The sequence below is a fragment of the Pseudomonas sp. HMSC076A11 genome, from assembly GCF_001810205.1.
Lineage (GTDB): Bacteria > Pseudomonadota > Gammaproteobacteria > Pseudomonadales > Pseudomonadaceae > Pseudomonas > Pseudomonas aeruginosa.
Genome location: NZ_KV800314.1, coordinates 58,241 through 80,874 on the forward strand (window position 1 = coordinate 58,241; position 22,634 = coordinate 80,874).

At 66.8% G+C, this 22,634-nt stretch carries 15 protein-coding genes and 1 pseudogene; 13 read left to right on the top strand and 3 right to left on the bottom strand.

Annotated elements, in window-relative coordinates:
• Positions 1-319: 319 nt before the first annotated feature.
• Both HMPREF2716_RS18650 and HMPREF2716_RS18655 read right to left on the bottom strand, forming a co-directional pair.
• Complete coding sequence (locus HMPREF2716_RS18650) at positions 320-1,357, bottom strand: AraC family transcriptional regulator (RefSeq protein WP_012613883.1); 1,038 nt, start codon at positions 1,355-1,357, stop codon at positions 320-322.
• On the bottom strand, positions 1,354-2,472 hold the full coding sequence (locus HMPREF2716_RS18655) for a carbon-nitrogen hydrolase family protein (protein ID WP_003113936.1): 1,119 nt from the start codon (positions 2,470-2,472) through the stop codon (positions 1,354-1,356). Before HMPREF2716_RS18655 ends, HMPREF2716_RS18650 begins: the two co-directional genes overlap by 4 nt.
• A gap of 214 nt (positions 2,473-2,686) precedes the next feature.
• Here HMPREF2716_RS18655 and HMPREF2716_RS18660 point away from each other — a divergent pair, with 214 nt between their 5' ends.
• The 3 genes from HMPREF2716_RS18660 (at position 2,687) to HMPREF2716_RS18670 (ending at position 7,439) form a co-directional block, all read left to right on the top strand.
• Positions 2,687-4,726, top strand: a complete 2,040-nt coding sequence (locus HMPREF2716_RS18660) for an NADPH-dependent 2,4-dienoyl-CoA reductase (RefSeq protein WP_003103513.1) — start codon at positions 2,687-2,689, stop codon at positions 4,724-4,726.
• A gap of 336 nt (positions 4,727-5,062) precedes the next feature.
• Positions 5,063-6,502 (top strand): hypothetical protein, encoded by a 1,440-nt coding sequence (locus tag HMPREF2716_RS18665; protein WP_016852652.1) that lies wholly within the window; start codon positions 5,063-5,065, stop codon positions 6,500-6,502.
• A gap of 37 nt (positions 6,503-6,539) precedes the next feature.
• A complete protein-coding gene (locus tag HMPREF2716_RS18670; RefSeq protein WP_012613884.1) occupies positions 6,540-7,439 on the top strand; it encodes a 1-aminocyclopropane-1-carboxylate deaminase/D-cysteine desulfhydrase in 900 nt (299 codons plus the stop codon).
• Here the strand turns inward: HMPREF2716_RS18670 and HMPREF2716_RS18675 are convergent, their stop codons facing one another.
• Positions 7,440-8,405, bottom strand: a complete 966-nt coding sequence (locus tag HMPREF2716_RS18675) for a DUF1853 family protein (RefSeq protein WP_003116454.1) — start codon at positions 8,403-8,405, stop codon at positions 7,440-7,442. It abuts the gene before it with no gap.
• A 124-nt stretch (positions 8,406-8,529) separates the two neighbouring features.
• Here HMPREF2716_RS18675 and HMPREF2716_RS18680 point away from each other — a divergent pair, with 124 nt between their 5' ends.
• The 10 genes and pseudogenes from HMPREF2716_RS18680 (at position 8,530) to HMPREF2716_RS18725 (ending at position 22,618) form a co-directional block, all read left to right on the top strand.
• Positions 8,530-9,417, top strand: coding sequence for an NAD(+) kinase (locus tag HMPREF2716_RS18680; protein ID WP_003091343.1), 888 nt, complete (start codon positions 8,530-8,532; stop codon positions 9,415-9,417).
• Positions 9,417-10,397: a metallophosphoesterase gene (locus tag HMPREF2716_RS18685; RefSeq protein WP_003091336.1), complete on the top strand. Its 981-nt coding sequence runs from the start codon at positions 9,417-9,419 to the stop codon at positions 10,395-10,397. The genes HMPREF2716_RS18680 and HMPREF2716_RS18685 overlap by 1 nt, the downstream gene beginning before the upstream one ends.
• Entirely contained in the window at positions 10,394-11,254 is an 861-nt protein-coding gene (locus HMPREF2716_RS18690) for a rhomboid family intramembrane serine protease (RefSeq protein ID WP_003104987.1), read from the top strand. The genes HMPREF2716_RS18685 and HMPREF2716_RS18690 overlap by 4 nt, the downstream gene beginning before the upstream one ends.
• 83 nt (positions 11,255-11,337) lie before the next feature.
• Positions 11,338-11,601, top strand: coding sequence for a YeaC family protein (locus tag HMPREF2716_RS18695; protein WP_003104989.1), 264 nt, complete (start codon positions 11,338-11,340; stop codon positions 11,599-11,601).
• The gene (locus HMPREF2716_RS18700) at positions 11,601-12,434 is read left to right on the top strand and encodes a DUF2797 domain-containing protein (RefSeq protein ID WP_003091329.1); all 834 of its coding nucleotides are present in this window, start codon (positions 11,601-11,603) and stop codon (positions 12,432-12,434) included. The genes HMPREF2716_RS18695 and HMPREF2716_RS18700 overlap by 1 nt, the downstream gene beginning before the upstream one ends.
• A gap of 18 nt (positions 12,435-12,452) precedes the next feature.
• On the top strand, positions 12,453-15,110 hold the full coding sequence (gene pepN / locus HMPREF2716_RS18705) for an aminopeptidase N (RefSeq protein ID WP_003116455.1): 2,658 nt from the start codon (positions 12,453-12,455) through the stop codon (positions 15,108-15,110).
• 446 nt (positions 15,111-15,556) lie between these two features.
• A complete protein-coding gene (locus HMPREF2716_RS18710; RefSeq protein ID WP_023096543.1) occupies positions 15,557-17,521 on the top strand; it encodes a DUF1302 domain-containing protein in 1,965 nt (654 codons plus the stop codon).
• Between the two features lie 58 nt (positions 17,522-17,579).
• Complete coding sequence (locus tag HMPREF2716_RS18715; protein ID WP_003091320.1) at positions 17,580-18,947, top strand: DUF1329 domain-containing protein; 1,368 nt, start codon at positions 17,580-17,582, stop codon at positions 18,945-18,947.
• Between the two features lie 179 nt (positions 18,948-19,126).
• Positions 19,127-20,224 (top strand): annotated as a pseudogene (locus HMPREF2716_RS18720) (WD40/YVTN/BNR-like repeat-containing protein).
• A 12-nt stretch (positions 20,225-20,236) separates the two neighbouring features.
• Positions 20,237-22,618 carry an efflux RND transporter permease subunit gene (locus tag HMPREF2716_RS18725; protein WP_003104998.1) on the top strand — a complete coding sequence of 794 codons (2,382 nt, stop codon included), beginning with the start codon at positions 20,237-20,239 and terminating at the stop codon, positions 22,616-22,618.
• The last annotated feature ends 16 nt before the right edge of the window (positions 22,619-22,634 follow it).

Genomic DNA, 22,634 nt, shown 5'->3' on the forward strand with positions numbered 1-22,634 from the left:
GGGTCGCGGGTTCGAGTCCCGTCCGCTGCGCCATACATCTTCACCACGCCGAGGCGGGGTGAGCCACGAAGAAAGCGGCCAATGGCCGCTTTTTTCGTTTCCGTCGTCCCCTGCGTCTTCCGCTTTCTCCTTGTTTGCCGGATTTCCTGCTCCGTCGGTCCGCGCGCGGTAATCCCGCTGTCATCTTCCTCGTCTACAGCTGAAAGACACAGACGAACGAAGGTGATCCGCGATGGACGACTACCAGGAAGAACTGCTGGAGCAGCATGCCGCCGAATGCGATCTGCCAGAGCCGGCGGACGACGCCACCGAGATGTGATCAGGCGCTCTGTCGCTGGGCGCGGCGGAATTCGCCGGGCGTCTGCCCGCTCCAGCGCTTGAAGGCGCGCTGGAAGGCTTCCGCCGAGGCGAAGCCGAGCAGGTAGGCGATTTCGCCGAAAGCCAGGTCGGTCTCGCGGATGTAGACCATCGCCAGGTCGCGGCGGGTGTCGTTGAGGATGCTGCGGAACTGGGTGCCTTCCTCGGCCAGCTTGCGCCGCAGGGTCCAGGTCGGCAACTTGAGGCGCGCGGCGATTTCCTCGAGGTCCGGTTCGCGACCATTGAGCATCGGCCCCAGCAGGCGGCTGACGCGCTCGCGCCAACTGCGGGTGCGGGTCAACTGCTCCAGTTCGCGGTTGCAGAGTTCCAGCATCTGGTTCCAGGTGCTCGGACAGTGCTCGGCATTCGCCAGGGCCAGGCTGGCCTGGCTCAGGCGCAACTGGTTGGTCGGCGCGCCGAATTCCACCGGGCAGCCGAAGAATGCCTCGTAGCGCTCGGCCCAAGGCGGCGCTGGATATTCGATCTCCACCCGCTCCGCTTTCAACGGCTGCCTTGCCAGGGCGCCGAGATGGCTGATCCAGCCTGCCAGCACCGAATCGACGACGAAGCGGTTATAGGCGTTATAAGGGCTGATCGAATAGAAGCGCAGCCAGGCGCCGCCGGCGTCTTCCACCAGGCTCGACTGGCCCCGGTAGTTCTGCGCGTAAAGCGGTTCCAGGTGGATCATTGCCCGCGCGGCGGCGCGCAGGTTGGGCGCCTGGGCGACGCTGACGCCGGCCAGGCCCATCTGTCCGAGACGGCTCAGGCGGCCCATCTGCAGGCCAAGGGCGGGGTCGCCGCTGAGCTGTATGGCGGCATGGCCGAGGCGCATGTAGCGAGGGATCGACAGGCGCGCCCCGGGTTCGGCCAGGCGCCGCTGGTCGAGGCCGTACTGCTCGAGCAGTGGTGCGGGCTCGACGCCGGCGGCGAGCAGGGCGTCGGCCAGCGCCTGGACGAAGCCGACCGAGAGGTCGCCGAGGCGAACCCGGGGCGCGCTCATAGCCAGAGATTGACCAGTTGCGCACCGCCGCCGGGATTGGCCTGGCGCATGCCCTGCGACGAACCGAGCAGGCTCTGGCCGTCTTCGGTGACGTTCCACAGGCGGCTATGGGCGAAGGCCACGGCGGCGCCGCGCGCACCGCTGGCCAGCAGGCGCTCGCCGACCGCCAGGCGCTGCCAGGCCTCGGCGTTGCTCAGGCTGTTCGGCGCCAGGCGCACGTCGCCGGGAACCAGCTCCGCATCGAAGCCGGGCCAGGGCTGCTGCCAGCGACCGCTCTGGTTCAGGGCGGCGGGGATCGCCAGCAGTTCGACGCCCTGTTCGACCAGGGTGGCGTAGGTGTCCGGGTACCAGCTGTCGGTGCCGATCAGCACGCCCAGGCGTCCTGCCGGCGTATCCAGCACCTGCAGGCGCTCGCCGCGACCGTTGTTGAGGTAGCTCAGTTCGTGGCGGGTCGGGAACACCTTGCGTTGCGGCTGGCCGAGCGGCCGGCCATCGGGACCGAAGGTCAGGCTGACGTTGTACAGCTGGCCGGTGCCGGGACGCAGCTCGCCGTCCTCGACCTCGGGGTCGGGCAGGACGATGGAGCCGGCGACCACCGTCACCTTGAAATCATGGGCGAGCCCGCCGAACAGGGTCTGGTAGTCGTGGGCCATGTCCACCGCCTTCATCCGGAACAGGGTGTCGGTGAGACGCTGATCGCCGCGCGCGGTGATCCAGCCGCGCGCCACCTTCAGTGGGTTGCTCGCGGCCATCCAGTCCATCGCCGTGGGCCAGTCGGCAGCGGCGTAGACCTCGGGCTTCTCGCCGCTGGCCACCAGCCAGGTGCCGACATGCTCGGGGAACACCACCACCGTGCGCTCGTTGAGCAGGCCCTGGCGGCGGGCATTTTCCAGGTAGGCGTGGAATTTCAGTTGCAACCGTTCGGCGCTCTGGTAGTCCGGCGTGAACAGTTCCGGCTGGACCGCCAGCAGATTGCCGCGCTCGCCGGGCTGGCCCTGGACCACGCTGACCTGGCTGCGCAGGTCGGACAGGTAGTGGCCTACCGGGCGGCGTTCGGCCCAGCCGGCGTAGGCGGCGAAGAGGGTGATGAGGATCAGGAAGATCAGCTTGCGCATGCGGGTCTCCAAGGCAGCCCACAGGGTAGGGGAGTGGCGTCGGCTTGCCAAGCATCCCTGTGCATTCCGATCAGTAACTTGTCATTTAGGATCATTGAGCGCTCCGGTGGCGCTCCTTAGAGTCGTCGCCATACCGACCGCTGCCCGTCCCGCGCATTGCGCCCGAGGCCGCGGCATATCCGTGAACGCGTTTCGCCCGATGTGGAGACCCCCGATGACCGCCGCCGTTCCCTATCCGCACCTGCTCGCCCCGTTGGACCTCGGCTTCACCACCCTGCGCAACCGCACCCTGATGGGGTCCATGCACACTGGCCTGGAAGAGAAGCCGCAGGGCTTCGAGCGCATGGCGGCGTACTTCGCCGAACGCGCCCGCGGTGGCGTCGGCCTGATGGTCACCGGCGGCATCGGCCCGAACGAGGAGGGCGGCGTGTATTCCGGCGCGGCCAAGCTGAGCACGCCGGAAGAGGCGGAGAAGCACAGGATCGTGACCCAGGCGGTGCATGAGGCGGGTGGCAAGATCTGCATGCAGATCCTGCATGCCGGCCGCTACGCCTACAGTCCGAAGCAGGTGGCGCCGAGCGCGATCCAGGCGCCGATCAATCCGTTCAAGCCCAAGGAACTCGACGAGGAAGGCATCGAGAAGCAGATCGCCGACTTCGTCAACTGCGCCAGCCTGGCCCAGGTCGCCGGCTACGACGGCGTCGAGATCATGGGATCGGAAGGCTACTTCATCAACCAGTTCCTCGTGCAGCACACCAACCAGCGCACCGACCGCTGGGGCGGCAGCTACGAGAACCGCATGCGCCTGCCGGTGGAGATCGTCCGCCGGGTGCGCGAGGCGGTGGGGCCGAACTTCATCATCATCTATCGCCTGTCGATGCTCGACCTGGTCGAGGGCGGCAGCAGCTGGGACGAGATCGTGCTGCTGGCGAAGGCCGTCGAGAAGGCCGGCGCGACCCTGATCAATACCGGCATCGGCTGGCACGAGGCGCGCATCCCGACCATCGCCACCAAGGTACCGCGCGCGGCCTTCACCAAGGTCACCGCCAAGCTGCGCGGCGAGGTCGGCATCCCGCTGATCACCACCAACCGCATCAACACTCCCGAGGTGGCGGAGAAGGTCCTGGCCGAGGGCGATGCCGACATGGTCTCCATGGCCCGGCCGTTCCTCGCCGACCCGGATTTCGTCAACAAGGCCGCCGCCGGCCACGCCGAACGGATCAACACCTGTATCGGCTGCAACCAGGCCTGCCTCGACCACACCTTCGGCGGCAAGCTGACCAGTTGCCTGGTCAACCCGCGCGCCTGCCACGAAACCGAGCTGAACTACATCCCCACCACCAGGCCGAAGAAGATCGCCGTGGTCGGCGCCGGCCCGGCCGGCCTGGCCGCCGCCACCGTGGCCGCCGAGCGTGGGCACCGGGTCAGCCTGTTCGACGCCGCCGGCGAGATCGGCGGGCAGTTCAACGTGGCCAAGCGGGTTCCCGGCAAGGAAGAGTTCCACGAGACCCTGCGCTACTTCCGCAACAAGCTGGAGAGCACCGGTGTCGAACTGCACCTGAACCGCCGGGTCGACGTGGACGACCTGGTCGCGGGCGGCTACGACGAGATCGTCCTCGCCACCGGCATCGTTCCGCGCACACCGGCGATCCCCGGCATCGAGCATCCGAAGGTGATCAGCTACCTGGATGCGATCCTCGAGCGCAAGCCGGTGGGTGGCAAGGTGGCGGTGATCGGCGCCGGCGGCATCGGCTTCGACGTCTCCGAATTCATCACCCATGCCGGTCCGTCCACCAGCCTGGAGCGCGAGGCGTTCTGGAAGGAGTGGGGGATCGATACTCGCCTGGAAGCCCGCGGCGGCATCGCCGGGGTCAAGGCCGAGGTGCATCCGGCGGCGCGCCAGGTGTTCCTCCTGCAACGCAAGAAGAGCAAGGTCGGCGACGGCCTCGGCAAGACCACCGGCTGGATCCATCGCGCCGGCCTGAAGAACAAGCAGGTGCAGATGGTGAATGCCGTGGAGTATCTCGGGATCGACGACGCCGGCCTGCATATCCGCGTTGCCGAGGGCGAGCCGCAGGTGCTGCCGGTGGATACCGTGATCGTCTGCGCCGGCCAGGACCCGCTGCGCGAGTTGCAGGACGGCCTGCTGGCGGCCGGCCAGAGCGTGCACCTGATCGGTGGCGCCGACGTCGCCGCCGAGCTGGATGCCAAGCGCGCCATCAACCAGGGTTCGCGCCTGGCCGCCGAACTCTGAGAGCCTTTCCGCGATCTGTTGCGTAGCGGAGAAACTGCGTTGAAAACGGCTTTTCTCCAGCTCGCACAGGTTCTGCGTATCGCCCCTGTCCGCCCTCGTCGGCGCGGCGGGGCGCTGTGCACCGGTTCGGTGAACGGTGGCGCTCTGCCACGGTGATCTCCGTCCGCTCAAAACCCGACCGCTTCACAATTTCCCCTACCGCTCGGCGGGCCGTCCGGCATCGCCCGGGTGTCTGCCAACCCAGTCACATTGCCCGCGACATTTTTTCCCCTAGACTTGCCCGAACAACGAGATAGCGCCTGTTTTTCAGGTGACATGCCAGATGGGTACTGCCGGATGCGGGCCGCCTCGCCAGGCGTTCGAGGGTTAGCGATGAGCATGCAGAAAAAGCCACAGATGGCGGAGGCCGTGCTGTTCTTCAACGACAGCGGCGTCTGCAAGGAAATGCTGTATCCCGAATTCGAGGCGCTGCTCGATGGCCTGGTGCGCATGCCGGAATACGCCGACCGGCAGATGCACCTGGCCTATGTGTTGATCAATCCGCGCCTGCAGGCGCGGGCGGCGGTGTTCTTCTATCTCGATTTCGACGAGCAGGGCGGCGCCGACACCGGCTGGAACCTGCCTCTGCGCAACCTCGCCGAACGCGCCGGACGCGGCCCCGACATGGGCGGCGGGCCGATCCGCCTGGCCTGTCGCAGCCAGTGCCCGGTGTCCTGGCACCAGATGCACCTCTGGGACCCGGAGAGCAGCGCCGGACGCAACCATTTCGTGCTCATCCGCGACGCGCTCAGGCGCAACCAGCTGGGCCTGCTGGTGGACGAAGAGCCTGCCGCGGTGGAGCCGCAGCGGCTGCAGATGGCCGCCGAAGAGCAATGGTACGCCGCCGGTCCCGCCGCCCCGAAGGCACCGCCCGCGGAGCCTCCGCGCAAGCAGGAGGACGAGCAGACGGCGCGCCTGGCGCAACTGGTCAAGCAGCAGCGACAACAGCTCGCCGCCCTGGCCCGGCAGCAGGAGCAGCGCCTGGCCGGGCTCGCCCGGCAGCACGAAGAGGAACTGGCCAGGCGCGAACAGGACGCCCGCGGGCAACTGGACATCCTGCGCAGCGAAGTGCTCAGCCTGCAACAGGCCCTGGAACGGCAGGCGCGGGAGAACGCCGAATTGCAGCAGCGTCTGCTGGAGCAGGGCGAGCAGTTCCAGCGCAACCGCGAGGAACTGACCCGGCAACTGCGTTTCATCGAGAACCAGGGGCGCAACGAGACCGACCTGCTGCGCTCGGAGTTCGCCGACGAACTGGAGGCTCGGGTGGCGGCGGCGGTGGCCGGCTACAAGGAGCAGATCTCGATCCGCGACGTCGAACTGGCCTACCGCAACGAGCTGGACCAGCAACTGGAGCAGGAACTGGCCGAGCTGCGCGCCGAGCGCGACCGTCTGGCCGCCCAGGGGCCGGAGCAACTGCTGGAGCGTCTATCCGGCCAGGGCGTGGTATTCGTCGCCTACCATCCCGGCGCCGGGCACCTGACCATCCCCTTGCAGGACATCCCGCGTTACCAGGACAATCCGCTGGCCTACGCGGCGGCCAAGTGCTTCGTCTCCGAGAGCCAGTACCGCCAGTGGCTGGACCACTTCCAGCAGCCGCGCTGCGAGGCGCTGCTGCCCGGCGGCGAACGCTGCAACCTGCCGCTCGACCGGGTCGACAACCCGGCGCGCTTCGTCGCCGGCGACACCAACTGCTGCGCCCGGCACAAGACCACGGGGCGCCTGCGCACCGTGAGCTGACTCCTTGCCGTTTCCCCACTGGTCACCGCATACACCCTTGCAGCGTCTCGAACTCGACTGGCTGCAACGGGCCGGGGTCGAACTGGCGCTGCTGCGCCTGGACCAGGCCGATCCGCTGATCTCCGGCAACAAGGGGTTCAAGCTCGCGCCACACCTGGCGCTGGCCCACGAGCAGGGGCTGGACGGCCTGATCAGCCTCGGCGGCGCCCATTCCAACCACCTGCACGCGCTGGCCGGCGCTGGCGCGCGTTTCGGTTTCCGTTGCGTCGGCCTGTTGCGCGGACACGAAGTCGATACGCCGACGGTGCGCGACCTGCGCAGTCTCGGCATGGAACTGCACTGGCTCGGCTACGGCGGCTATCGCCAGCGGCATGCCGCCGGCTTCTGGCTTCCCTGGCGGGAACGTTACCCAGGCTTGCTGCCGGTCGCCGAGGGCGGTGGCGGGCTGCTGGGCGCGCGCGGTTGCATCGGGCTGGTGGAGCGCATAGCGACCCAGTTGCCGACGCTCGGCTGGGACGATTACGACGCGATCTGGGTGGCCGCCGGTACCGGTACGACACTGGCCGGCCTGGTGCTCGGCGAGGCCGGGCGGCATCCCGTGGTGGGCGCGCTGGCGGTGCCGGAGGACCACGGCGTCGCCGCCCAGGTCGCGGCGACCCTTGCCGAGGCGGGCTGGGGCGATACCGGCTATCGCCTGCTGGACGCCAGCCGTGGCGGTTTCGCCCGCCTCGATGGGCGATTGGCGCGGTTCATCGTCGAGTTCGAGACGGCCAGCGGCGTCGCCCTCGAACCGCTGTACACCGGCAAGCTACTGCTCGCCCTGCGCGAGGCCGTGGAGAGTGGCGCGGTGGCTCGCGGCAGCCGGCTGGTGGCGCTGCACAGCGGAGGCCTGCAGGGCCGCCGGGCATTGCAGGAGCGTTTGCTGGCGTTGCTCTGATCAGGCATCCGCGGCCTGGCGCGCGCTACCCCACAGGCTGAGCCCCGGTGGCCAGTCGTCGCTGGCCAGGAACAGGCGCTCGGCCTCTACCCAGTAGCCGTCGCGCGGCACCACCCTTACCAGCATTTGCGGACGTGCCTCGTCGGCGAAGGCGATGTTCCAGCAGGCGCCGTCGCGCGGTGGGTCGAGCGGGTCCTGCCGCCGCATGGCCGGCGCCAGCCAGTGCTCGCGCGACAGATGCAGCCAATGCTGCCCGGCCTGCGGTCCGGCCAGGCTGGCCAGGTACGCCGGCCAGTCGCGCTGGCGGAGCCAGCGGCCACGCAGATGCCGTGGCTCGATGTCGGCGGGCAGGCTGCCCGGCCCGGGCCAGGGATGGAACAGGTAGCCGCTCAGCCACAATGCGGAAACGGCCGATTCGGCGCCATGGGCGGCCAGCACCTGGCGACCCTCGCGGGTCGCCGCCAGCGGCAACTGGTGTCGGCAGAGGTGTTCCAGCTTGCGTGACAGGCGGTCCTGGCCGCCGGGCCCGAGCCAGTCGCCGGGGCCGGACTGGGGCCCCAGGTAAAGTTTGATCGCCAGTTCCAGGTGGTGGATGCCGTCGTCGTCCCGCAGCAGCAGGTCGAGTTCGCCAAGGGTATGCCCGCCGTCGCGCACCGGCAGGTTGGCGGCGATCAGGCGCACGTCCGGGGCCTGTTCCAGGGCGAATTGCCAGAGATGTTCGTAGTACAGGCCGAGACGCTGCCGTGGCCATTGCGCGAGCCAGGCGGCGAGGTGCTGCGGCTGTCGCTCCTGTTCGCGCAACCAGGCGGCCAGGCGCTCCGGTTCCTGGCGCCAGCGGCTGGCGGCGAGCGGATGGCGCTGCGGCTCCGGGGTCCGGCGCAGCAACGGCGGGGCGAGCAGGGTCCAGGCCAGGTCGCGGACGGCCGGGTGGTGCAATTCGTCGAGCAGTTCGGTCAGCAGCGTCATACCCTGAGGTTAGCCGGGTTGCGCCACTCGCGGCGATTTCCCTTACATGCGCGGGTTTGCCGCTGTCCGCGGCTTTCGCCCATAATCCGCTCTATCCCGCCCGCCAGCTTTTCGCAGGAACCGCATGGAACCCTTTCGCAATATCGGCATCATCGGCCGCCTCGGCAGCACCCAGGTGCTGGACACCATTCGCCGGCTGAAGAAATTCCTGATCGATCGCCACCTGCATGTGATCCTCGAGGACACCATCGCCGAAGTCCTGCCCGGACACGGCCTGCAGACCTGCTCGCGGAAGATCATGGGCGAGATCTGCGACCTGGTGGTGGTGGTCGGCGGCGATGGCAGCATGCTCGGCGCGGCCCGAGCGCTGGCCCGGCACAAGGTGCCGGTGCTGGGGATCAACCGCGGCAGCCTGGGCTTCCTCACCGACATCCGCCCGGATGAACTGGAGGCCAAGGTCGGCGAGGTGCTGGACGGCCAGTACATCGTCGAGAGCCGCTTCCTCCTCGATGCCCAGGTGCGTCGCGGTATCGACTCGATGGGGCAGGGCGATGCGCTCAACGACGTGGTCCTGCACCCGGGCAAGTCGACCCGGATGATCGAGTTCGAGCTGTATATCGACGGCCAGTTCGTCTGCAGCCAGAAGGCCGACGGCCTGATCGTCGCCACGCCCACCGGTTCCACCGCCTACGCGCTGTCCGCCGGCGGTCCGATCATGCATCCGAAGCTGGATGCCATCGTCATCGTGCCGATGTACCCGCACATGCTTTCCAGCCGCCCGATCGTGGTGGACGGCAACAGCGAGCTGAAGATCGTCGTGTCGCCGAACATGCAGATCTACCCGCAGGTCTCCTGCGACGGGCAGAACCATTTCACCTGCGCCCCCGGCGATACCGTGACGATCAGCAAGAAGCCGCAGAAGCTGCGCCTGATCCACCCCATCGACCACAACTACTACGAGATCTGCCGGACCAAGCTCGGCTGGGGCAGCCGCCTGGGCGGAGGCGACTGATGCAACTCGACCCCGGACGTGGCTACGACCTGATCGGCGATGTCCACGGCTGCGCGCATACCCTGGACCGCCTCCTCGACCTGCTCGGCTACCGCCTGCAGGGCGGCGTCTGGCGCCATCCGCGGCGCCAGGCGCTGTTCCTCGGCGACATCGTCGACCGCGGCCCGCGCATCCGCGAGGCCCTGCACCGGGTGCACGCGATGGTCGACGCCGGCGAGGCGCTGTGCATCATGGGCAACCACGAATTCAACGCGCTCGGCTGGAGCACCCCGGCGGCGCCCGGCAGCGGCCGCCAGTACGTCCGCGAGCATACGCCGCGGCATGCCCGGCTGATCAAGGAGACCCTCGAGCAGTTCGAGGGCCACGACGCCGACTGGCGCGACTTCCTCGGCTGGTTCCAGCAACTGCCGCTGTTCCTCGATGCCGGGCGCTTCCGCATGGTCCATGCCTGCTGGGACGGCGAGCTGATCGCGACCCTGCGCCGGCAGTTCCCCGACGGGCGGATCAGCGAAGCCTTCCTGCAGGAGTCGGCGGAGCCCGGCAGCTTCGCCGACCTGGCCTGCAACCGTCTGCTGCGCGGCACCGACATGCGCCTGCCGCACGGTGCCACCCTGACCAGCAGCGATGGCTATACGCGCGCCTTCTTCCGCACCAAGTTCTGGGTCGAGGACGAGGCGCCGCGCACCTACGGCGATATCGTCTTCCAGCCCGACGCGTTGCCCGAAGCGATCGCCCGCGAGCCGCTCAGCGAGGAGCAGAAGTCCAGCCTGCTGACCTACGGCGCCGACGAACCGCTGTTGTTCGTCGGCCACTACTGGCGACGCGGCACGCCGGCGCCGATCCGGCCGAACCTGGCCTGCCTGGACTACAGCGCGGTGATGTACGGCAAGCTGGCGGCCTACCGCCTGGATGAGGAAACCCGCCTGGACCGGCACAAGTTCGTCTGGGTCGAAGTGAAGCGGCCGGAGGCTGACGAGTGAGCGCGGTGCAGGTCCTGAAGTTTCCCCTCTCGGTCGACCTGGCCGGCTTCGTCGGCCTGCTGCGGCGTCTGAACGTGCCGCACCGGGTCAGCGAGGAATCCGGCCAGCAGGTCCTCTGGGTGCCCGACGAGCGGCTCGCCGAGCAGGTCCGCGAGTTGTACCGGCGTTATCCCGAAGGCGATCCGCAGGCGACCCTGGAGGCCGCGCCGCGACCGGCGGGGCAGGGTTTCGTCCGGCAACTGCGGATGAGCCCGATGACCGCCGCGGTGTTGCTGCTGACCTTCGTCGTCGCCGCTGTCACCTACCTTGGCGACAACTTCGCGACGATGCGCTGGCTGACCTTCCAGGACTTCCGTATCCAGGGCCAGTACGCGCTGTTCACGCCGTTGGCCGAGAGCCTGGCGGCGGGTCAATGGTGGCGGCTGTTCACGCCGATGCTGATCCACTTCGGCTGGCTGCACCTGGCGATGAACGCCATGTGGTTCTGGGAGCTGGGCCGGCGCATCGAATTCCGCCAGGGCCGTCCGATGCTGCTCGGCCTGACCCTGCTGTTCGGCCTGGTGTCCAACGTGGTGCAGTACGCGGTGAGCGGCGCCAGCCTGTTCGGCGGGTTGTCCGGGGTGCTCTATGGCCTGCTCGGGCACTGCTGGATCTTCCAGTACCTGGCGCCGAACCAGGCCTATCGCCTGCCCAGGGGCGTCGTGGCGATGATGCTGATCTGGCTGCTGGTGTGCCTGTCCGGGGTGATCGACCTGCTCGGCTTCGGCTCCATCGCCAACGGCGCGCACGTTGGCGGGCTGTTGGTCGGTTGCCTCAGCGGTTTGCTGGGCGGCCTGCTGGCGCGGCGTCGCCGTTGAGCGAGGGGCTGCGGCAGCTTCGATGTGCGCCGCCGGCCCCGGCCCGGTAGAATGGCCGGTACGCCTTTTCACCGGAGCCGGCCATGTCGTCCTTCAATCAAGCGATCGAGAACATCACTCCTGAGATCTACCAGAACCTCAAGCTGGCCATCGAGATCGGCAAGTGGCCGGACGGCCGCAAGCTGACCCAGGAGCAGAAGGAACTCTGCCTGCAGGCGGTGATCGCCTGGGAGCTGCAGAACCTCCCCGAGGAGGAGCGCACCGGCTACATGGGCCCGCAGCACTGCTCCTCGCATTCCGACGAGCCGATCCCGAACATCCTGTTCAAGTCGGACTCCGTGCACTGATGGAAGAAATCGCCCGCGGCGCGCTGAGCAAGATGACGGCGCGCCTGGAAAGCAATGCTCCCGTGCAATACGCCTTCCGCCTCGACGACCGCGAAGTCGCGGTGAACCCGCTGATCGGCCGGCCGCTGCGCCTGGAGTACCTCGGCAGCATCTTCTGCACCCATTGCGGCCGCAAGACGAAGAAGAGTTTCAGCCAGGGCTATTGCTATCCCTGCTTCACCCGGCTGGCGCAGTGCGACAGTTGCATCGTCAGCCCGGAGAAGTGCCACTACGAGCAGGGCACCTGCCGTGAACCGGAGTGGGGCGAGCGGTTCTGCATGACCGATCACGTGGTGTACCTGGCCAACTCCTCCGGGGTGAAGGTCGGCATCACCCGCGCCAGCCAGATTCCCACCCGCTGGATCGACCAGGGCGCGCGCCAGGCGCTGCCGATCCTGCGCGTGGCCACCCGCCAGCAGTCCGGCCTGGTGGAAGACCTGCTGCGCAGCCAGGTCGCCGACCGCACCAATTGGCGGGCCATGCTCAAGGGCGAAGCCGAGCCGGTCGATCTGGCGGCAGTCCGCGAGCAGTTGTTCGACCAGTGCGCCGACGGCCTGCGCGAATTGCAGCAACGTTTCGGCCTGCAGGCGATCCAACCGGTTATCGACCTCGATCCGCTCGAGATCGCCTACCCGGTCGAGGCCTACCCGAGCAAGGTCGCCAGCCTCGACCTGGAAAAAACGCCTATCGTCGAAGGCACGCTTCGCGGTATCAAGGGCCAGTACCTGATCCTCGACACCGGGGTGATCAACATTCGCAAATACACGGCCTACCAGATCGCCGTGCATCACTGAGCAGAAGGGCCACAAGCCATGCGCACCGAGCAACCGAAAGTCATCCACCTCAAGGACTATCAGGCGCCGGACTACCTGATCGACGAGACCCACCTGAAGTTCGAACTGTTCGAAGACCACAGCCTGGTACACGCCGAGTTGAAGCTGCGGCGCAACCCCGAGCGCGGCGCCGGCCTGCCGCCGCTGTTGCTGCATGGCCAGCAACTGGAGCTGCTGGCGCTCGAACTGGACGGCCAGGCGCTCGGCGCGGACGACTACCAACTGGACGACGAGCAGCTCGGGGTGCAACCGCGGCAGGCCGAATTCGTCCTCAGGAGCACGGTGCGTATCCATCCGGAGAGCAACACCGCGCTGGAAGGCCTGTACAAGTCCGGCAAGATGTTCTGCACCCAGTGCGAGGCCGAGGGTTTCCGCAAGATCACCTATTACCTCGACCGTCCCGACGTGATGAGTCGCTTCACCACCACCGTCAGCGCCGAACAGCAGCGCTACCCGGTGCTGCTCTCCAACGGCAACCCGGTGGCCAGCGGTTCCGAAGGCAACGGCCGGCACTGGGCGACCTGGGAAGACCCGTTCAAGAAGCCGGCCTACCTGTTCGCCCTGGTCGCCGGCGACCTCTGGTGCGTCGAGGACAGCTTCCGCACCATGAGCCAGCGCGACGTGGCGCTGCGCATCTACGTCGAGCCGGAGAACATCGACAAGGTCCAGCACGCCATGGACAGCCTGAAGAAGTCGATGCGCTGGGACGAGGAGGTCTACGGCCGCGAGTACGACCTGGACATCTTCATGATCGTCGCGGTCAACGACTTCAACATGGGCGCGATGGAGAACAAGGGCCTCAACATCTTCAACTCCAGTTGCGTCCTGGCCCGCGCCGAAACCGCCACCGACGCCGCCCACCAGCGGGTCGAGGGCGTGGTGGCGCATGAGTATTTCCACAACTGGTCGGGTAACCGGGTCACCTGCCGCGACTGGTTCCAGCTGTCGCTCAAGGAGGGCTTCACCGTATTCCGTGACTCGGAGTTCTCCGCCGACATGAACTCGCGCACGGTCAAGCGCGTCGAGGACGTCGCCTTCCTGCGCACCAACCAGTTCGCCGAGGACGCCGGGCCGATGGCGCATCCGGTGCGCCCCGACTCGTTCATCGAGATTTCCAACTTCTACACCCTGACCGTCTACGAGAAGGGCTCGGAAGTGGTGCGGATGATCCACACCCTGCTCGGCGCCGAAGGCTTCCGCAAGGGCTCGGACCTGTACTTCCAGCGCCACGACGGCCAGGCGGTGACCTGCGACGATTTCGTCAAGGCCATGGAAGACGCCAATGGCGTCGACCTGACCCAGTTCAAGCGCTGGTACAGCCAGTCCGGCACTCCGCGCCTGGCGGTGGAAGGCGAGTACGACGCCGCCGCCCGCCGCTACACCCTGACGGTGCGCCAGAGCTGCCCGCCGACTCCCGGCCAGCCGAGCAAGGAACCCTTCGTCATCCCGCTGGAGCTGGGTCTGCTCGACGGCCAGGGCCACGAACTTCCGCTGCGCCTGGAAGGCGAGGCCGTGGCCCAGGGCGGCAACCGCGTGCTGGCGGTGACCGAGGCCGAGCAGCGCTTCGTCTTCGTCGAGGTGCCGGAGCAGCCGCTGCCATCGCTGCTGCGCGGCTTCTCCGCGCCGGTGAAACTGAGCTTCCCCTACAGCCGCGACCAGTTGCTGTTCCTCATGCAGCACGACAGCGACGGCTTCAACCGCTGGGAGGCCGGCCAACAGCTTTCGGTGCAGGTCCTGCAGGAGCTGATCGGCCAGCACCAGCGCGGCGAGCAACTGGTACTCGACCCGCGCCTGATCGAGGCCTACCGCACCCTCCTGGCGGACGAGGCGCTGGACCAGGCGATGGTCGCCGAGATGCTCTCGCTGCCCAGCGAGGCCTATCTCACCGAGATCAGCGAAGTCGCCGATGTCGACGCGATCCATGCCGCCCGCGAATTCGCCCGCCAGCGTATCGGCGAAGCGCTGTTCGAGCCGCTGTGGCAGCGTTACCAGGCCAACCGCAAGATTTCCCGCGACACCGCCTACCTCGCCGAGGCCTCGCACATAGCCCGGCGCAGCCTGCAGAACATCGCGCTGTCCTACCTGTCGCTGTCGGGCCGGGAGGAAATCCTCGCCGCCTGCCTGGAGCAGTACGAAGGCTGCGACAACATGACCGAGCGCCTGACCGCCCTGGCGGTGCTGGTCAACTCCGGCTTCGAGGCGGAGAAGGGCAAGGCTCTGGCCATGTTCGCCGATTACTTCAAGGATGACCCGCTGGTGATGGACCAGTGGTTCAGCGTGCAGGCCGGCTCGCCGCTGCCGGGCGGGCTGGAGCGGGTCCAGGCGCTGATGCAGCACCCGGCCTTCACCCTGAAGAACCCGAACAAGGTGCGCGCGCTGATCGGCGCGTTCGCCAACCAGAACCTGGTCAACTTCCATCGTCCTGACGGCGCCGGCTATCGCTTCCTCGCCGACCAGGTGATCGTGCTCAACGCACTCAACCCGCAGATCGCCTCGCGCCTGCTGGTGCCGCTGACCCGCTGGCGCAAGTACGACGAGGCGCGGCAGGCGCTGATGCGCGGCGAGCTGGAACGCATCCTGGCCTCCGGCGAATTGTCCAGCGACGTCTACGAAGTGGTGAGCAAGAGCCTGGCCTGATCCGCCAGCTTCACCCGGAAGAGGGTGTTACTGGCCACTGGCTGGTAACGCCCTTTGTTACTTCTGGGAATCGCTTCACTGTTTTCCATTGATGGAGTCCGCTTAATCGTGTTTCGCGAACCTCCCTGCGCAGGCTCTGCGAAGGGACTTTTCGCGCCACCGGCGAAATTCGCCTGGCGCGTTTTGTCGGACACTTCCTGTTTTCTGGTCAGTGAATGAACAGTCATCCCGCAGGAAGTCCTGTTTTTTTCGCAATCCATTGAATTGCCTGGAGGATTCCGTTGAATTGGCATCCCGGTTGCACTGCCTCGTCGCGCGGTTCCCTTTCGTCGATGCGAGGCCGGTGACGCCGCGACCACCCATAACAAGGCCGCAGAGAAACGGCCGAACGGCGAACCGCCCGCAGTGGCGGCGCCCAACGCATGACCACATGGAGTGAGTTCCCGATGTACATCCCCAACCGCCAGCCCCGGCTGCGCTCCGCGCCGGCCCGGGCCGGCTTCGCCTTCGCCGGGCTGCTGCCGCTGCTGGGCGGCCAGGCCCAGGCCGTCGAATTCAGCTTCCTCGACAACGAGGTGTCCGGTTCGCTCGACACCACACTGTCCTACGGCACCCTGTGGCGGGTGCAGGGGCAGGACAAGAGCAACAATGACATCAACACCAACGACGGCAACCGCAACTTCGATACCGGCCTGGTTTCCGAGGTCTACAAGATCACCTCGGACCTGGAGGCGACCTGGCGCAACTATGGCGTGTTCATCCGCGGCACGGCGTTCTATGACACCCAGATCATGGACAAGCGCAACGACTACTACAGCCACAACGATCCATCGCAGCCGAGCCAGAGCTATCCCCACGACGACCGTTTCACCAGCCAGACCCGCGACATCGCCGGGCACAAGGCGGAAATCCTCGACGCCTACGTCTACGGCAGCTGGGACATCGGCAACATGCCGCTGAGCGCGCGCTTCGGCCGCCAGGTGTTCAACTGGGGCGAGGGCATCTTCTACCGTGGCGGGGTCAACACCACCAACCCGGTGGACGCCGCCAAGTACCGCCTGCCCGGTTCCGAGCTCAAGGAAGTGCTGATGCCGGTGGAAGCGCTAAGCTTCAACATCGGCCTGACCGACAACCTGTCGATGGAAACCTTCTACCAGTGGAACTGGAAGGAAACCCGCCTCGACCCGGTCGGTACCTTCTTCTCCGAGACCGATCTGTTCGCCGACGGCGGCAACACCGGCTACAGCGACTTCACCGGTACCGCGCTGGACACCCCGGTGCCCGGCTTCGGCAACGTCATCGGCCTGTACCAGGCGCTGGGCAACAATCCGCTGCTCAGCGGCGCGCTGAAGAACACCGGCCTCTATGCCAACGGCGTGACCCCGGCCTACGGCAACGTGATGAAGGTGTCGTCCATCGGCAAGGACATCAACGCGCGCAACGACGGCCAGTTCGGCGTGGCCTTCCGCTACATCGCCGAGGAACTGAACAGCACCGAGTTCGGCTTCTACTTCGTCAACTACCACTCCAAGGAGCCGACCCTGTACGCCGACATCGGCGACTATGCCGGGACCGACCTGGCGGCGCTGGCCAACACCCTGCGGCCGATCGCCGGCAACCTCGCCGAAGCCCTGGCCAACGGCCTGGTGACCGCCGACGTGATGGGCAACATCAATGCCCGCCGCGAGTTCGCCGAAGACATCCGCATGTACGGCTTCAGCTTCAACACCACGGTGGGCGACGCCTCGGTGTTCGGCGAGCTGGCCTATCGGCCGAACCTGCCGATCGGCATCGCCGCCACCAACGACCTGATCGGCGACCTCGCCCACGGTGCGGCGGAAGCCGCCAACGGCGGACAGATCAACGTCGGCGGGCAGATGGTCGGCCTCGGCGGGCAGATCCACAACTACGAGCGGGTCGAGGCGTTCAACACCTCCCTCGGGACCATCTACAACTTCGGCCCGTCGCTGAGCTTCGACTCGTTGACCGGCGTCGCCGAGCTGGCCTCGGAACACCTGCGTGGCAGCAGCCTGAAGTACACCGCCTACGACGGCAGCACCCGCTACTATGCCGGGCGCGGCAACAGCTCGTACGTTTCCGGCGGCGACCGTGGCGACCAGGTGAACCGCAACGCCTACGGCTACACCCTGCTGCTCAGCGGCACCTGGAACGACGTGTTCGCCGGGGTCAACGTGTCGCCCTACGTGGTCTACAAGGACGACTTCGAAGGCAACTCCTACCAGACCGGCAACTTCATCGAAGGTCGCAAGGCCTACACCCTGGGGATCAAGGCCACCTACCTGAACAGCCTGGAAGGCGAACTGCAGTACACCGAGTTCTACGGCGGCGGGCAGAACAACAACATCCGCGACCGCGACAACATCGGCCTGACCGTGAAGTACTCCTTCTGACCGAACCGATAACGACACGGGCGCCGCGAGCGCCCGGCACCTCACACGGAGAACCCTCATGTTGAACAAGCACCTGCTGATCGGCGCTTCCCTGGCGCTGGCACTGGGCAGCGGCGGCGCGCTGGCCGGCGTTTCCGCCGGCGAGGCGGCGCAACTGAAGTCGAGCCTCACCCCGCTGGGCGCGGAGAAGGCCGGCAACGCCGCCGGCAGCATTCCCGCCTGGACCGGCGGCATCACCCAGGCGCCGGCCGGCTACAAGCCGGGCCAGCACCACCCGGACCCGTTCGCCGCGGACAAGCCGCTGTTCACCATCGACAAGGCCAACCTGGAGCAGTACAGGGAACACCTGACCCCGGGCCAGCTGGCGCTGTTCAAGACCTACCCGGACAGCTTCCGGATGCCGGTCTACCCCAGTCGCCGTTCCGGCTCGGCGCCGCAGTGGCTGTACGACAACACCTTCGCCAATGCCACCAGCGCCAGGCTGCTGGACGGCGGCAACGGGTTCGCCGACGCCTATGGCGGGGTGCCGTTCCCGATTCCGAAGAGCGGCGTGGAGGCGCTGTGGAACCACGTCGCCCGCTACCGCGGCACCTATGTCGTGCGCCGCGCTTCGGAAGTCGCGGTACAGCGCAACGGTAGCTATTCGCTGGTGACCTCGCAGCAGGAAGCGCTGTTCAAGTACTACCTCAAGGGCGGCAGCTTCGCCGACCTGAACAACCTGATGTTCTACTACCTGTCGTTCACCAAGAGCCCGGCGCGCCTGGCCGGCGGCGCGGTGCTGGTGCACGAGACCCTCGACCAGGTCAAGGAGCCGCGCCAGGCCTGGGGCTACAACGCCGGCCAGCGCCGTGTGCGGCGTGCGCCGAACCTTGCCTACGACACGCCGATCGCCGCCGCCGACGGCCTGCGCACCGCCGACGACACCGACATGTTCAACGGCGCGCCGGACCGCTATGACTGGAAGCTGCTGGGCAAGAAGGAAATCTACATTCCCTACAACAACTACAAGGTCAGCAGCCCCGAGGTGAAGTACGAGGAACTGCTCAAGCCGGGCCACCTCGATCCGCAATACACCCGCTACGAGCTGCACCGCGTGTGGGTGGTGGAAGGTACCCTGAAGCCGGGCGCGCGGCATATCTACTCCAAGCGCACCCTGTACCTCGACGAGGACAGCTGGAGCGCGGCGGTGGTCGACCAGTACGACGGTCGCGGCGAACTGTGGCGGGTGTCGATGGCCTACCTGAAGAACTTCTACGACCTGCCGTACACCTGGAGCGCGCTGGACGTGTTCCACGACCTGCAGGCGCGTCGCTACCACGTGCAGAACCTGGACAACGAGGAGCCGGGTACCATCGACTTCACCCAGGCGATACCGGACGACTCCTACTTCAAGCCCTCGGCCCTGCGCCGCCGCGGCACCCGCTGATCGCTCCGCTCGCCGGCGCCGACCGCTTCCCTCCGGGGAGGAGGGCGGCGCCGATCCCCCGTTACAGACGGCTTACACGCTTAACAAAAGATAACGTGGCTTCAATTGTCTCCGTCGCCAAACGCTGGCTATATAACGCTCACCACGAACCACTAATAACAACAACGGGGACGGTATCCATGCGTGAGCCCATGACGTGGCGCACTTCGCCCGGCCAATCCGCGGACGCTTTGCGGCATCCGGCCATTCCTTCCAGATCGCCCCTGGCCAGCAGGGCCCTGTCGTTTCTCGGGGCGCTTTCTCTTCTGACCTTCGCCGCCACCCCGGTCCTGGCCGAGTCGACGCCAACCGCCGCGCCGCCGCAATTCGCCGTGGAGTCGCCGAAGGCCGCCAGCAGCCTGCTGCTCAGCGTCGCCCATGCCGGCAAGCGGCTGGTCGCGGTCGGCGACCGTGGGCATATCCTGCTCTCCGACGACGACGGCAAGACCTGAACCCAGGCCAAGGTGCCGACCCGCCAGTTGCTCACCTCGGTGTTCTTCGTCAACGAGCGCAAGGGCTGGGCGGTCGGGCACGATGCGCAGATCCTCGTCAGCGACGACGCCGGCAGCACCTGGACCAGGCAGTTCGAGGACCTCGGCCGCGAAGCGCCGTTGCTGGACATCTGGTTCGCCGACGAACAGCACGGCCTGGCCGTCGGTGCCTATGGCGCGCTGCTGGAGACCCGCGACGGCGGCCAGCACTGGGAAGACGTCAGCGAGCGCCTGGACAACGAGGACCAGTTCCACCTCAACGCCATCGCCGCGGTCAAGGACAACGGCCTGCTGGTGGTCGGCGAAGCCGGCAGCCTGTTCCGCTCGAAGGACTGGGGCGCCACCTGGGAAAAACTCGAAGGCCCCTACGAGGGCTCGCTGTTCGGCGCCATCGGTACCGCCGATGCGGGCGGCGTGCTGGTCTACGGCCTGCGCGGCCACCTGTTCCGCTCCGCCGATTTCGGCGACAGCTGGGAAGAGATACCGCTGAAGGCGGCGTCCGGCGACCTGGAATTCGGTCTCTCCGACGGCGCGCTGCTGGCGGACGGGCGTATCGTCGTGGTCGGCCACGGCGGCAGTGTCCTCGAAAGCACCGACGGCGGGCGCAGCTTCAGCGTGTTCAACCGTCCCGACCGGCTGTCCCTGGCCGGCGTCAGCGCCACCGGCGACGGCCACCTGATCCTGGTCGGCCAGGGCGGCGTGCACCTCGCTGCGGCGAACGGTGCCGCGCTCGAACAACAACAATAAGGCGGGGGTCGCATGAGTGCCATGAACCAGCATCAGCAAAACAAGGCGAGCCTGCTCGAACGCCTGATCTTCAACAACCGGCCGGTGGTGATCTTCCTCTGCCTGCTGGTCAGCGTCTTCCTGTTCTACCAGGCCACCCAGGTGCGGCCGTCCACCAGCTTCGAGAAGATGATCCCGCTGGAGCACCCGTTCATCCAGAAAATGCTCGAGCACCGCAACGACCTGGCCAACCTCGGCAACACCGTGCGCATCTCGGTGGAGGCGGTGAACGGCGACATCTTCACCAAGGAGTACATGGAGACGCTCCGGCAGATCCATGACGAGGTGTTCTACATCCCCGGCGTCGACCGTTCCGGCCTGAAGTCGTTGTGGAGCCCCAGCGTGCGCTGGACCGAAGTGACCGAGGAAGGCTTCGCCGGCGGCGAGGTGATCCCGCAGACCTACGACGGTTCGCCGCGGGCGCTGGAGGAACTGCGCAACAACGTGCTCAAGTCCGGGCAGATCGGCCGCCTGGTGGCGAACAACTTCAAGTCGAGCATCGTCGACGTACCGCTGCTGGAGATGTACCCGAATCCGAAGAACCAGAGCGAACTGATCAAGCTCGACTACCGCCAGTTCTCCCATGAGCTGGAAGAGAAGATCCGCGACAAGTACCAGTTGCAGAACCCCAACGTGAAGGTGCACATCGTCGGCTTCGCGAAGAAGGTCGGCGACCTGATCGACGGGCTGGTGATGGTGGTCGGCTTCTTCGGTATCTGCCTGCTGATCACCCTGGTCCTGCTGTACTGGTTCACCAAGTGCATCCGCAGCACCATCGCCGTGCTGATCACCACCCTGGTCGCGGTGCTCTGGCAGCTCGGCCTGCTCAACCTGGTCGGTTTCGGCCTCGATCCCTATTCGATGCTGGTGCCGTTCCTGATCTTCGCCATCGGCATTTCCCACGGCGTGCAGAAGATCAATGGCATCGCCTTGCAGTCCAGCGGCGCCGACAATGCGCTGATGGCGGCGCGGCTGACCTTCCGCCAACTGTTCCTGCCGGGGATGATCGCGATCCTCGCCGACGCCGTCGGCTTCATCACCCTGCTGGTGATCGACATCGGGGTGATCCGCGAGCTGGCCATCGGCGCCTCGATCGGCGTGGCGGTGATCGTCTTCACCAACCTGATCCTGCTGCCCGTGGCGATCTCCTACATCGGCATCAGCAAGAAGGCGGTGCAGCGCAGCAAGGATGACGCGGTGCGCGAGCACCCGTTCTGGCGCCTGCTGTCGAACTTCGCCAGCCCGAAGGTGGCCCCGGTGTCCATCGCCATCGCCCTGCTGATGCTCGGCGGCGGCCTCTGGTATGGCAAGCACCTGAAGATCGGCGACCTCGACCAGGGCGCGCCGGAACTGCGTCCCGACTCGCGCTACAACCTCGACAACGACTTCATCATCCGCAATTACTCGACCAGTTCGGACGTGCTGGTGGTGATGGTCAAGACCTCCCCGGAAGGCTGCTCCACCCACCAGGCCCTGGCGGCCATGGACGAGCTGGCCTGGAAGCTGGAGAACACCGAGGGCGTGCAGTCGGCGATCTCGATGGTCACCGTGTCCAAGCAGGTGATCAAGGGGATGAACGAAGGCAACCTGAAATGGGAGACCCTGTCGCGCAACCAGGACGTGCTGAACAACTCCATCGCCCGTGCCGACGGTCTCTACAACACCGACTGCTCGCTGGCGCCGCTGCTGGTCTTCCTCAACGACCACAAGGCCGAGACCCTCGACCGCGCGGTGGCGGCGGTGCAGGCCTTCGCCGCGGAGAACGACAAGGACGACCTGCAGTTCCAGCTGGCCGCCGGCAACGCCGGGATCGAGGCCGCCACCAACGAGGTGATCAAGCAGTCCGAACTGATCATCCTGGTGCTGGTGTACATCTGCGTGGCGGCCATGTGCATGATCACCTTCCGTTCCTTCGCCGCGACCCTCTGCATCGTCCTGCCGCTGATCCTCACCTCGGTTCTCGGCAACGCGCTGATGGCGGCGCTGGGCATCGGCGTGAAGGTCGCGACCCTGCCGGTGATCGCCCTCGGCGTCGGCATCGGGGTGGACTACGGGATCTACATCTACACCCGCCTGGAGTCTTTCCTGCGCATGGGCCTGCCGTTGCAGGAGGCCTACTACGAGACCCTCCGCTCCACCGGCAAGGCGGTGCTGTTCACCGGCCTGTGCCTGGCGATCGGCGTGGCCACCTGGATCTTCTCGGCGATCAAGTTCCAGGCCGACATGGGCCTGATGCTGACCTTCATGCTGCTCTGGAACATGTTCGGCGCCCTCTGGCTGCTGCCGGCCCTGGCGCGTTTCCTGATCAACCCGGCCAAGCTGCAGGCCAGGAAGGCCTCGGTGTTCGCTCACTGAGTCGCGCCGAGCCCCG